We start from the raw sequence: 12,605 nt of genomic DNA on the forward strand, positions 1-12,605 counted from the left end.
ATTAGTCAAATTTATTTACATTCTTTTTGAAATGCAGGCTTTTCGAGTGATAATGATCTTGGCGACATTATTTATTCATTCTACGGATGGAGAATCTGAAAAAAACTTTATTTTTTCCAAGTCAGCATAAAGAATCTCATCATTTTTCACGTTCAGTTGATTCGCCTGTTCAACACTCAAGTCCACTTCGATCAGATCATTCGTTTTCAATCTTTCCAATTCCAAACGGACAATCGGACCATAAGATTGGATGCGGCGAACCTTTACTTGAATTGATTTTTGATGATCATTATGTCGAGTTATTCGCACTTCATGAGGACGAATATACCCGATCATTTTTTTCGTTTGAATGTTTTCATCAGGTGCAGCAAATAATGCTTCTCCGATATGTAGGCGACCATCGTTCACTTCAGCATGAAAAACGTTAACACGCCCTAGAAACTGATACACGAATTTCGTTTTTGGATGTTGATATACTTCATCCGGTGTTCCGACTTGCTCAATTTGTCCATTATTTAAGATTACCACTTGATCAGCAACCTCTAAGGCCTCTTCTTGGTCATGCGTGACAAAAACAGTTGTTACATGTAATTGCTCATGCAACTGCCGCAACCATCTCCGCAATTCTTGACGCACTTTTGCATCAAGAGCTCCAAACGGCTCATCAAGCAGAAGCACGTTCGGCTCCACTGCTAACGCTCTAGCTAATGCAACTCTCTGCCTCTGTCCGCCTGATAATTGAGCCGGGTAACGGCGATCAAGACCATTTAATTGGACTAAATGAAGCAATTCATTTACTTTTCGTTGGACGTCTTGTTTAGACGGTCTGTCTTTTCGCGGACGCACTTTAAGTCCGAATGCAATATTCTCAAAAACGTTCATATGATGAAATAAAGCGTAATGTTGAAAAACAAAACCGACATTTCTTTCACGGACCGTTTTTGTCGTATAATCATGGTCGCCAAAATAGATGCCTCCGCTATCAGGCATTTCCAATCCGGCAATCATCCGCAGCAACGTAGTTTTCCCTGAACCGGATGGACCTAACAAAGCGGTAATCTTCCCTGACGGTATTGTTAAATTTACTTCTTTTAATGCTTGAAATGAGCCATAATTTTTAGAAATTTGCTTCACATTGATATCCATGATGCACACTCCTTACCCTTTTCCATCAACTACACCCTTCCATTCAAGCACCCCTTTAACAATTAATGTAACGATCGCCAACATAGCTAAAAGGGAAGCGACTGCGAATGCAGCAGTAAATTGGTACTCATTATATAAAATTTCTACATGGAGCGGGATCGTATTTGTCATTCCTCGTATATGCCCTGACACAACAGAAACGGCTCCAAATTCACCCATTGCTCTCGCATTGCACAGGATGACGCCGTATAAAATTCCCCATTTGACGTTTGGAAGCGTCACGAATAAAAATGTTTTCCATCCGCTGGCTCCTAAAGATAAAGCGGCTTCTTCCTGTTCACTCCCCTTTGCCTGCATGACCGGTATTAACTCGCGGGCTACAAACGGAAAAGTTACAAATAAAGTAGCCAAAATTATGCCTGGGACAGCAAAGATTATTTTCAATCCGAGCGAATCTAAAACCGGCGCTAACAAACCTTGTGCACCAAACAATAAAACAAAGCTTAAACCAGCGATAACGGGCGATACAGAAAACGGCAAATCAATAAGCGTGATGAGCCAGGTTTTCCCGGGAAACTGAAACTTTGTGATACACCATGCAGCAGCAATACCAAAAATAAAATTTAATGGCACTACTATTGCTGCGGTCAAAAGTGTAAGACGGATCGCTGATTGAGCATCCGGTTCTGTAACCGAAGCAAAATAAACGTCTAAACCGTTTTTCAAAGCTTCTGTAAAAACAGTAATTAGCGGGATAATGAGAAAAAAACCAACAAATAATAGAGCCGTTCCCGTCAATATAAAACGAATCCACGCAGATTCTGTATGAACACCGACAAGAGGCTGTTTCTTCGTTTTAGTACCCATTTGAGGCATAACATCTCCTTAGTGACTTAATGAATAAAATATTTTCGACTCGTTCTCCATTGCAAATAATTTATAAGAAAAAGCAGGAAAAAAGAGATAATCAATACAATAGCGGCAATCGCTGTTGCCCCCTCATAATCGTACTGTTCCAATTTGGTGACGATCAAAAGAGGGGCGATCTCCGTTTTCATTGGCATGTTGCCGGAAATGAAAACGACTGATCCGTATTCGCCTAACGCCCGCGCAAATGCGAGCGAAAACCCGGTGAACATCGCAGGAACTAGTGATGGCAAAATCACTTTCCAAAACGTTTGCCAACGGTTTGCACCTAAAACAGCTGCCGCTTCTTCGTACTGCTGATCTAAATCATGCAAAATGGGCTGGATAGACCGCACAACAAACGGCAATCCGATAAACGTTAAAGCAATTACGACACCGAGCGGGGTATAAACAGCCTCAATACCGAAGCGGTCCAAATACTGTCCAATAACGCCTGTCGGGGCATAAACAGCTGTTAAAGAAATTCCCGCTACTGCAGTTGGGAGAGCAAACGGCAAATCGATTAATCCGTCGATAATTCTTTTCCCTGGAAAATCATATTTCACTAACACCCAAGTAAGCAAAAGACCAAAAACTAAATTGATGGCAGCGGCAATAAATGAAGAAACAAAAGATAAACGAAGCGAGGCTGCCACCCTGTCAGTTGTGACGATTTGCCAAAATTGCTCCCAGCTGAGTGTTGAGGCTTTTAAAAAGATAACGGACAAGGGGATCAACACTATTAAACTAAGATAAGTTAGCGTAAAGCCCATCGTGAGTCCCCAACCTGGAATAACCCCTTTTCTGTGCTGTTGTTTTGTTTTGGCCACTTCCAATCCTCCATTCATCGGAACAAATCATTATTTCGGCTGATAAATTTGATCGAAAATACCGCCGTCGTCAAAATGTTTTTTCTGAGCCTCTCTCCAGCCCCCAAACAGTTCGTCAACTGTAAAGAGTTCCAATTGCGGGAATGTATCTTTATATTTTTCAGCGACTTTTGGCAATGTTGGACGATAATAATGCTTCGCTGCCAATTCCTGTCCTTCTTCCGTGTACAAATATTTCAAATACTCTTCAGCTACTTCGCGCGTTCCTTTCTTATCAACCACCTTGTCTACAACAGCAACAGGAGGTTCTGCTAAAATGCTTACAGAAGGCACAACAATCTCAAATTGATCCTTTCCTAATTCATTGATGGCTAGAAAAGCTTCATTTTCCCAAGCAAGAAGAACATCACCGATTTTTCTTTCGACAAATGTTGTTGTAGCACCCCTTGCCCCGGAATCTAATACTGGAACATTTTTATATATTTTCGCAACAAATTCTTTTGCCTTCTCTTCATCGCCGCCATATTTTTTCAATGCGTATCCCCATGCAGCTAAATAATTCCAGCGTGCTCCACCCGATGTTTTTGGATTGGGGGTTATAATCGAAACATCAGATCTGACAAGATCGTCCCAATCTTTAATACCTTTCGGATTTCCTTTGCGTACTAGAAACACAATAGTGGACGTGTAAGGAGAACTGTTTTTATCCAATCTTTGTTGCCAATTTTTTTCGATCAATCCAGTATCTGCAATGGCGTCAATATCATAAGCCAGCGCTAACGTTACAACATCAGCCTCCAAACCATCGATAACAGACCGCGCCTGCTTGCCAGAACCGCCATGTGATTGCTTTATCGTAACCTCTTGACCACTTTTTTCTTTCCAATAGTTTGCGAAAGCTTTATTAAAGTCTTGGTAAAGCTCACGTGTAGGGTCATAAGAAACGTTTAATAACTCGACTGCCTTTTTATCTCCCTCTGAGCTGGAGCTGGCACTTTCATTTTTTGAACCACAAGCACTTAAAACAAGAGCTATACTTGTAATAACAGATAATAGAAAAAATAGTCCTTTTGACTTGCGTTTATTTGTAATATTCATAAAATTCATCTCCCTTTCCGCTATGTTTCGGTGGCGGTGTTATAAATAAAAAAACTTCCTCGATCCGGGAATATTGAAAAGACATAGGGAGTCTTCGGTGGACCGATCGACGACCTCTTTATGATATTGTTTTATATGTTCACTTAGCCCCTTTGTTATGGCTATCCTTTCGTTCTAAAGGATAACGGAATTTTTCCAATTTTTCGATTTGTGTAATTCTTGAGTCATGTACAATAATTTGCACAGATCCGTATTCCAAATCTTCTAGTGAACGTATAATTCTTTCAATCCACTCCTGATCAATTTTCGTTTTTAACAAAGCTCTCCCCTCCAATTCCCGTTGTAATTCTTTTATTCAATAAATCATCTAAAGTTGTTTGTTCAAGAACGCGGGCAATTGTGTCACGTACAACCGTCCAAAGCGGCTTTAATAAACACTTATCTTCCAATGGACACGGCACATAAGCCGTCGTACTGGCACACCCCATTGGAGATAAAGGACCTTCAATTTGCCGGATAACCTCCCCTATGTTAATGTCAGTCGGCGATAAACGGAGCATATAGCCTCCTTGTATACCCCTTTTACTGTGCACATACCCCAATTTTCTTAATTGGAGCAAGATTTGTTCCAAGTATTTGACCGTAACTAGCGTTTGTTTGGCGATTTCATTGATCGGACAGACTTTTCCCTGTTGCTGACCAAGTACAAGCAAAGCACGTAATGCATATTCACCTCTGCTTGAAACCTTCACCAAATGCCCCCTTCCCCTGAAAGTTTACTAGATTAATCTCGACTAAAACGGTAGGGATTTTCACGACAAAAACTTTTTGATAGTTTAAGAAAATAATATTGAGTTACATTTTAATCGTATTAATCCTATATGTCAAGTAAGAATAATAATTTTTTTGTACTTTTTTCCATTATTTTTCCTTGACAAATGAAAAACATTGTAAAACAAGAAGAGTCATCATGCTATTCGGGCAAAAAAATTTTTTTGTGCAATCATTTGATGGAGTTTTTCATGGAAACGGGCTAAAAGCACCACGAATTTTGCATAGTTATTTTGTGAAATATTGAGGATACAAAAATGCGACTCTAAACGTTTATCACAGTTTTCAAGACATAACATACACTAAAAATAGCTAAATAACTTTTAAGGTAAAGGAATGGAAAACGATGCCTGCAATTGTTGGTGCTATGAAGGTAAATAGCGTCGGGACGGCCAGTGTCGTTCATGTCGGAGACGTCGTAAACATTTCACCATACAGTGAAGTGAAAACATTCGCAGGGGCAGGTTCCTTCAATACAGGCGACGGTCTTTACGTATTTAATCAAAACAGCATTACGAATACGTTTGACAGTGATCTCGTTGATCAGCCGCAAGTGTTAAACGCTTAGAGGGTGGTTTTATGAATTTTTATATTCAACAATCGATTCACATACAATTTATACGTATCGGAACGATCGCCAATTCATCCGTATTTCAAATCGGCAGCGCCGGAATCATAAAACCGCTGTCGAATTTATACAACACAGGACAATTTACTGAACCGGCTCCCGCTCCATCCGGCCAGGGAAACGGAGTCATTGTGCCTCTCCGTCCACCAAGCATTTCATAGTGATTCACCTTTCATTTGGAAAAGAATATAAATATGGTAACGAATGCTGATAAAGGTGGGGAGAACATCATGAATTACACTGTGCAATCATTATTGCAATATATCCTAAAATTGGAACAATATCTCCATTCCCAAAGCAAAAGAATCGACCATCTGGAAAAAGGGTTTCTTTACCTTGAAGAACAAATGGAAGAGATCAAAAACAAACCTTATACAAATATTGAAAAAGTTGAGTACAAATTTGACCAATTGAAAATCGAAACGCTCGAAGGAGTCTTGAATATCGGCTTAAATCCTGCTGATCAGGAAGCAATTGAACAATTTTCCGTAAAAAATGAAGAACTAAACGTCGATGATGTTCATAGCGAATTAAAACAGCAAATATTCGAACAATGCGTTGAAAGCATTCATAGTTATTTACAAGAAGAATGTCCGAAAAAGATTGAAGACTTTGCTAAAAACTATGAATATGAATTAGATGAAACATATAAAGCTATCATCATAGAAGACATTAGAAAACAACTTGAAGGAAGGATTACTTATTATCTACAAAGACTCCGTCTCCATGAGCAAACAGATATAAAAGAAAAAATACAATGGATTGAAGAAAAGGTAAAAAAAGATATTGATCAATCGATCGATCATTTTTTTAAACATTTCCCCAATAAAAAGAAAGGCGACGAATTGTCATGAATTTTACCGTCATCAATAACGGCTTGCATGTGGGCATGGTGAGAATCATAGGGGTTTCAAGTTCATCAGTTTTTTTAATAGGGGATGCGGATAAAATCTCTCTTTCTTCCATTTTTGATACGCCACCTGAATCATTAATCATCGGTCCATTTGTTCCTTTGTCATTAGACTAATGTATTTGTTAAAAAGATTTGCGAACATAAGAGTGGCGTATATACACTCAGTAGACATCTGTTCCGTATTCCAAATCGGTGACGCGAAAAAAATTACCCCTAAAACGAATGTTCTGGCAGTTCAGCGGGACTATGAAAAATTTAATACAAAGGAAGGGTCGTTTCGCTCCTATCAGCTTTTCCGCGAATCTATTCCTCAGCCTTCCTTTGACGAACAATTTTCCAGCGCATATTCAAACAATTCTCCGAACATATATGTCGATCACGTAAAAATTTTGGGCATCTCATCTTCAAGCATCGTGAACTTTGGATCAGCCGAAGAAATATGCGCGGAAGCACGAATAAAACATATTCGACAATTGTCTAAAAACGTTGATGGCGACGAAAAACAACGGTAATTTCAACAGGACAAAACATATTGATCCCTGAACAATAGATTTTCTCTACGCATGTGATTTATGAGACAACAAGGAAAAGGATGTTCCTCATGCCAGCGATTGTCGGACCGATAAAAATTAATTCCGTTTCAGGAGGAGTTGTGAATTTCGGAGATTCCTTTTATTTATCTCCAAAATCAGCATCAAAATCCATCAGCGGCTCTGGTAGCAGCTGCACAGGCGATTTTCATATTACTAACAACGGTCTCAGCATAACAAACGGAATCGATCCGGACGTAAATGATCAAAACCAGACGGCAAATGCATAGCCGCCTGGTTCGTTAAAAAGACTTAGTGAAAAATAACGATTGGAATTATGTTATGATCCAGAAACACTATTTGCGAGCAGGACATTCAATTTGTTGTCCTGCTCAATAAAAAAAGCGCATTGTCTTGCATTTCAGATCAAAAGACTCTTTTTAGGAATGTGGATGTCCTCATGATGCACAAATAGAGTGAAACTATGAATCGGTTCAAAGAAGCTGAAAACCTGCATTAGTTTTTTCATGGACTGTTATACAGTTAGAAAGCATTCGCACTCACAACATTAACATACAATACAGTTAATTTCGTAAAGTGATTTTCATCCCGTTGTAAAAGAGGAATTTTATATTTTATAAGACTCGCCTTTTCATAGTCTTATTTTTTTGACGGAAAACTTTTACTCAACCTATTTCAAAACGGGCTAAATTGCAGATGGTACCGTTCTCCTGTTTTTAAGCTTATTTGGAAATGCTGAAACGATTTGTGCATGATGCAGCAGGCGTCACCATCGAACCTGCTTTTTTCGCTTATTTGGAGAATGCTGAAGCAGCATACATCTTGTCAAAACGATGAAAAACGGTTAAAAAAGTACGGATGAGCACAGCAATCAAAACATGCTAAGATTAGTAGGGGTTGTCTTAGAAAGTCAAAATCCATTGAAAACGAAACATCATAAACATTTGATATATCAACATTTCTAAAACATTAACGGGGCGTCTATAAGCCGGAAAATCGACTTATTAGACAGCCCCGTCACGTTGAGCGGTTAAGATCCTTTAGAGAATGTAATACTTGCTGTTAACTGGTAACGGCATACTAGGTCAGAAATATCCTTGCTTCATGTAATTAAATCGTTTCGATTCGCACGGTCGTTCCATTTCCGGAAGGTTCAGCTGGCTCAATGATCAGCCGCTTAGGCAATCGTTCCCTTAGCTCCTGCACGTGACTGATTACGCCAACGGATAAATTTTGCGATTGCAGTTTTTCCAAAGCCGATACAACCGTATCGAGAAGCTCTGCATCAAGCGTTCCAAACCCTTCATCAAGGAAAAAAAACTGAAGCGGATATTTTCCGCGAAGCTGAATTTGGGTGGACAACGACAAAGCTAAGGCTAAAGAAGTTAAAAATGTTTCTCCGCCAGATAATGTCGAAACAGGTCGTTTTACTCCGCCATTTGCATCGTCACGCATGATAAAACCGCCTTCTGAATCGACTTCAATCGCATATCTTTGTCTTGTCAATTCCCCAAGCCGCTGTGAAGCATCAAAGCTTATTTGTTGAAGCTGTTCCTCAGCCATGTATTCGACAAAACTATTCCCTTTCAGGACGGCTTGAAGTTTTTCTAACCGATTAAGAAGAAGCTGCAACTCTTCTTTCTCTTTTTCTATTTCCACATATCGTTCATGTTTTTCCTTTAACAGCTGCAAATGCTTTGCCGCCGCGCCTCTTTGTTCCATTGCTTCGTTTACTTGCTTTCTAGCTTCTTCTAAGCATTTTTTCGTTTCTTCCCATGTTTCCTGCTTAAGAACAGTTCCGCCTAATTTTTCTTCCAGACGTTCAATTGCAGATGCTACATGCTCCATTTCTTTTTTATATTGATCTAGACTCGTTTGCATAGCCAGTTTTTCTTCTTCCTGCAAAACGGAATTTCTCACTTCATGCACATTTGCAAAAGGAGTCTGCTGTTTTCGGTCGTTCCAATTTTTTTCCGCTTTTTCAAGCTTGCTTATACAGCTTGTCAATTGCTGTTTGGCGGTATGGAGCTGACTTTCAGCTTTTTGATATTCATTTGCCGTTTTTTGGAAAATATCATAAGCTGCTTGTTCATCCCTTTTTAGCTGTTCAAGGGCAAGATCGATCCTCTTAAGTTCTGTTAAAAGGTTTTCCTTTGCAGCTCTTTGCGCTGTGAGCCTTTTCTGTTTATCGGCTATCAGTTCTGCCTGCCTGTCCATTTCTCCTTTTTTGGCAGCTAATTGAGTGGAAAGATTGAGTATTTCTTCCCTTAACCGCTCGATTTCCTGTTCTTTTTCTTGAATAAAGCTGACGCTTTTTTCAATTCGTTCGTGCAGCTGTTCAACGAGCGAGTCTTTTTTACTAATTTCCTTTACATACATCTCGATTTGATCCATATCGAGATCAGCAAACTCTAAATCCCACTTTCTTTTTTCTTCTTCCAGCTGCTCTATTACATTTTGCAATTGTAGCATGATTTCGGATAAGTCTTTTTCCCCAGCATCCAGCAACGGTTCTATTTGTGCTGTAATATGGTTGACTTCACGAATGTCTGCTATTGTTTTTCTTATTGCGTCTTTTATTTCTAAGTAATCTTGGTTCAAAGCTTTCCATTCGATTTTAAATTTGTCATATGCCAAAAGATCATGAGGCTTATCGTCCATCGTAATGATCGGCTCTTCGTTAGCCGACGCTATTTCTTTCACTCCGGCAAGGAATGACTGTTCCGCTTGTAAATCTTCAGACAGCTCCTGCAGCTTTTGCTTCAGCGAGGAAAACAGCTGTTCGGTTTGATCACATTCTTTGAAAATTCGTTCTAGCTGCTGCGTTGTTTCTTCTAATTTTTTTAAACGTTCAATCGAAAAATGTCTGTTCGGGGCCGGATGATGTGTGGAGCCGCAGACAGGGCAAGGCTCCCCCTCCGTCAACTGCTCGAAAATCAAAGCTGCCGCCTGATTTGTTCTTTCTTCTTCAAGCTGACTTTTTGCAGCTTGTAAATCATCCTTTACTTTTTCTTTAAAAAATTCATGCTCCCGCATTTGGCTGCATAAACGATCATAAACTTTTTGTAATTGATTGAAATTACCTGCCAGGCGTTCGTTTAATTCACTCTTTTTGCGGGCGGACTCGTCAGCCTTTTCCCGCCATTCGTTAAGCTGGTCTTCTTTCTTTTGCTTTTTGCTTTTTAATTCATATTCGTCTTTCATAAGCTGCATGATTTTCAGCTTCTGTTGATATGCTTTTTGGATTTTTTCCCGGAATTCTCTTGAAACTGTTTCTTCTTTCGCCTGCTGTTTTAAAGCCTGCTGCTTCTCTAACGCCCTATTTAATAATTCGCTCGTCTTTCTCTCTGTATGCTGTTTTTCATGCAGCCTCGTTTTCAATGCTTCATAGTCTTCTTTCAGCTTTGCAAACGATGATTCATCCTCTTTGATTTCTGCATCCAATGAGATAAGCTGTTTCAATAGTTCACGTTTTGTTAAAAGCTCCGGCTCTTCAACAGCTTTTTTGGCACGAATCGCTTCAAAAGCTTCCTTTTTTTCTTTATAAAGGCTTGCTAGCTTTTTCTCTTCCTGCTGCCAATGCTCTGTTTCTTTTTCAAAACGGTCCTTTTCCGCTAAATGCTCGAGCACTGCTTCCGCATATGGTTTCAGCATCTCCGCTTGCTCCGCTTTTTTCAGCTTTTCTTCGATTTCTTGAAACCGCTCCTTTTCTTGCTCAAGCTCCTGTCGTTTTTTCTCATAAGTCGTTTTTTCCGTCTGCAAATTCCAGATTGTCTGAATCCGCTCAAATTCCTTTGCTGCCTCATCCAGCTGCTTTTCCCGTTCTTTCAGCACTGTATCACAGCGTATAAACGTTTTTTCAGCCTCTAAAACGGCTCCTTTCGAGGCATCGCCAAGACCTGCTTGTTCCGCTGACAATTCAGCGAATTGCTGTCTTGATTCCAAAAGACGTTTTTTCAGCTTTTTATTTAATTGGTCGCCGAATCGTTCCAAATTGAACAATCGTTCAAACATTTTCCTTCTTTCCGAGCCTTTTAAAGAAAGAAATTCAGCAAACTTCCCTTGCGGAAGGACAACAGCGCGGGTAAAATCCTCTATCGTCAGCCCTAAAAGCTCGTAAATCTTGTCATTTACATCATTTGTTTTATCTGCCAAAACGACCGTTTCTTCTCCTATTTCGAGAAGCCGGCACAGCCTTGTGTTGATCCTGACATTATCCACCCGCTTAAATGTTCGTTCAACAGTGTATCTTTTTTTTGATCGGCCATCTTCAAGCTCAAATGTAAAACTGACATATAATTGATCTTCCGCATGATTCATTATCCCTTGCGTATTATTGGCCGCTCGCTCTACTTTTCCATAAAGCGCTAACGTAATGGCATCCAATATCGTTGATTTTCCACTGCCAGTCGGACCAAATATTCCGAAGACACCGCCGTCGCATAGTGTTTCAAAATCGACCGTCTGCATCTTTCGATAGCTATTCAGTCCAGCTAAAGAAAGTTTTATCGGCTTCATGACTGTGCTCCTTCCTCTTTTAAGTCTTCAGAGAGCAATGTCATAAACAGTTCAATGAGCTCTGTCTCCGGCTCGGCGCCGCCAGTTTGTTTTTTGTAAAAACGTTTAAACATTTCATCAATCGGGAGATTTTCTCTTCTTTCTTGTTGGATCTTTTCGGCTTCTTTTTCAAAAATCGGCCGGATGTGAATAAAGCCGTCGTGCCATTTTCTCAACCGATGAATTTCTTCTAATGAAAGGCTGTCGGTCAAAAAAATTTCAAGATCAATCCATGCGTTTTTGTCTCTTCCTTCTTCAAGCCACTGGTGAACTTGAAGAAGACCGCCAGTTGCTTTCCATTTCACAAGCGGTTTTCCGCTCGACAAATAAATTTCGGAAACAACCGCGTTCTCGCCGGGTTTTGCATCGATCACTGTGACAGACTTCGTATAACCTGCCTCAGAAAAGCTATAGGCAAGCGGCGATCCGGAATATCTTGCCGGCACATTGGACTTTTTAACATTTTGCGGCCGGTGAAGATGCCCCAATGCGACATATTGCGCTTTTTCCGGGAGGCTTGTGGCTCGAACTGTATACGCTCCGCCGACTTCAATCGGTCTCTCCGAATCTGTCGTGCTGCCTCCGGCTACATAAAGATGGCTCATGGCAATATTCACCGTATGAGGTTCAAACTCTCTGCTCATCATTGCAAACAAGCCGCGAATTTTTTCATCGTAATGCTCTCTCAATAAGAGTTCATCATATTCGTTTGAAAGCAGTTCATTCAGCCTTGCTTCCGACGGATAAGCAAGCGCCGCCAGCTTCATTGTTTCATTTGTCCGCGGAACTTCAACCGTTAAAACATCGCCTCTCGGGTAGCCGATCAACTCGATCGCCTGCTCCTTTGCCAGCGGAGCTGCTGCTTGCAATCGTTCCGGACTGTCATGATTTCCGGAAATGATGATAACACGTCTTTTTCCTCTATCAGAAAGTCTTGAAATACTTTCATAAAACAGCTTTTCTGCTCCTGCCGGAGGATTCACCGTATCAAAAACGTCTCCTGCCATCAAAATGACATCAATTTTCTCCTTTACAACAATTTCATACAGTTCATCAAGAAACTGTGCCTGCTCTTTTAGCCTGCTCCGACCTTCAAGCGTTTTTCCGAGATGCCAATCCGCCGTATGCAAGATTCTCAATTGCCT

General features: G+C 40.3%; 14 protein-coding genes. 6 read left to right on the top strand and 8 right to left on the bottom strand.

The window, feature by feature from the left end; all coding sequences use genetic code 11:
* Positions 1 to 75 precede the first annotated feature (75 nt).
* The 6 genes from NSQ61_RS10445 to NSQ61_RS10470 all read right to left on the bottom strand — a co-directional run bounded on the left by NSQ61_RS10445 (position 76) and on the right by NSQ61_RS10470 (position 4,732).
* Positions 76 to 1,146 (bottom strand): sulfate/molybdate ABC transporter ATP-binding protein, encoded by a 1,071-nt coding sequence (locus tag NSQ61_RS10445; protein WP_339229458.1) that lies wholly within the window; start codon positions 1,144 to 1,146, stop codon positions 76 to 78.
* 12 nt (positions 1,147 to 1,158) lie between these two features.
* On the bottom strand, positions 1,159 to 2,013 hold the full coding sequence (gene cysW, locus NSQ61_RS10450) for a sulfate ABC transporter permease subunit CysW (RefSeq protein ID WP_339229460.1): 855 nt from the start codon (positions 2,011 to 2,013) through the stop codon (positions 1,159 to 1,161).
* A 26-nt stretch (positions 2,014 to 2,039) separates the two neighbouring features.
* Complete coding sequence (gene cysT / locus NSQ61_RS10455; protein WP_261308785.1) at positions 2,040 to 2,882, bottom strand: sulfate ABC transporter permease subunit CysT; 843 nt, start codon at positions 2,880 to 2,882, stop codon at positions 2,040 to 2,042.
* A gap of 30 nt (positions 2,883 to 2,912) precedes the next feature.
* A complete protein-coding gene (locus NSQ61_RS10460) occupies positions 2,913 to 3,980 on the bottom strand; it encodes a sulfate ABC transporter substrate-binding protein (RefSeq protein ID WP_340806926.1) in 1,068 nt (355 codons plus the stop codon).
* 139 nt (positions 3,981 to 4,119) lie between these two features.
* On the bottom strand, positions 4,120 to 4,299 hold the full coding sequence (locus NSQ61_RS10465) for a YezD family protein (protein ID WP_094245314.1): 180 nt from the start codon (positions 4,297 to 4,299) through the stop codon (positions 4,120 to 4,122).
* Positions 4,280 to 4,732 (bottom strand): RrF2 family transcriptional regulator, encoded by a 453-nt coding sequence (locus tag NSQ61_RS10470; RefSeq protein ID WP_063386634.1) that lies wholly within the window; start codon positions 4,730 to 4,732, stop codon positions 4,280 to 4,282. The genes NSQ61_RS10465 and NSQ61_RS10470 overlap by 20 nt, the downstream gene beginning before the upstream one ends.
* 425 nt (positions 4,733 to 5,157) lie before the next feature.
* On the opposite strand from NSQ61_RS10470, the gene NSQ61_RS10475 reads away from it, so the two are divergent.
* The 6 genes from NSQ61_RS10475 to NSQ61_RS10500 all read left to right on the top strand — a co-directional run bounded on the left by NSQ61_RS10475 (position 5,158) and on the right by NSQ61_RS10500 (position 7,172).
* Entirely contained in the window at positions 5,158 to 5,379 is a 222-nt protein-coding gene (locus NSQ61_RS10475) for a spore germination protein (protein ID WP_063386633.1), read from the top strand.
* Between the two features lie 11 nt (positions 5,380 to 5,390).
* Entirely contained in the window at positions 5,391 to 5,600 is a 210-nt protein-coding gene (locus NSQ61_RS10480) for a spore germination protein GerPB (protein WP_063386632.1), read from the top strand.
* A 69-nt stretch (positions 5,601 to 5,669) separates the two neighbouring features.
* On the top strand, positions 5,670 to 6,293 hold the full coding sequence (locus tag NSQ61_RS10485; RefSeq protein ID WP_063386631.1) for a spore germination protein GerPC: 624 nt from the start codon (positions 5,670 to 5,672) through the stop codon (positions 6,291 to 6,293).
* Entirely contained in the window at positions 6,290 to 6,466 is a 177-nt protein-coding gene (locus tag NSQ61_RS10490; protein WP_063386630.1) for a hypothetical protein, read from the top strand. Before NSQ61_RS10485 ends, NSQ61_RS10490 begins: the two co-directional genes overlap by 4 nt.
* Before the next feature lie 32 nt (positions 6,467 to 6,498).
* Positions 6,499 to 6,864 (top strand): spore germination protein GerPE, encoded by a 366-nt coding sequence (locus NSQ61_RS10495; RefSeq protein WP_157727918.1) that lies wholly within the window; start codon positions 6,499 to 6,501, stop codon positions 6,862 to 6,864.
* Between the two features lie 89 nt (positions 6,865 to 6,953).
* Complete coding sequence (locus NSQ61_RS10500; RefSeq protein WP_340806933.1) at positions 6,954 to 7,172, top strand: spore germination protein; 219 nt, start codon at positions 6,954 to 6,956, stop codon at positions 7,170 to 7,172.
* Positions 7,173 to 8,013: 841 nt separating this feature from the next.
* On the opposite strand, the gene NSQ61_RS10505 is transcribed toward NSQ61_RS10500, so the two are convergent.
* Positions 8,014 to 11,421 carry an SbcC/MukB-like Walker B domain-containing protein gene (locus NSQ61_RS10505; RefSeq protein ID WP_340806935.1) on the bottom strand — a complete coding sequence of 1,136 codons (3,408 nt, stop codon included), beginning with the start codon at positions 11,419 to 11,421 and terminating at the stop codon, positions 8,014 to 8,016.
* A complete protein-coding gene (locus NSQ61_RS10510; RefSeq protein ID WP_066250620.1) occupies positions 11,418 to 12,599 on the bottom strand; it encodes an exonuclease SbcCD subunit D in 1,182 nt (393 codons plus the stop codon). The genes NSQ61_RS10505 and NSQ61_RS10510 overlap by 4 nt, the downstream gene beginning before the upstream one ends.
* Positions 12,600 to 12,605 lie beyond the last annotated feature (6 nt).

It is taken from the genome of Aeribacillus sp. FSL K6-1121 (assembly GCF_038003725.1).
In the GTDB taxonomy this organism is placed as follows: domain Bacteria; phylum Bacillota; class Bacilli; order Bacillales; family Aeribacillaceae; genus Aeribacillus; species Aeribacillus composti.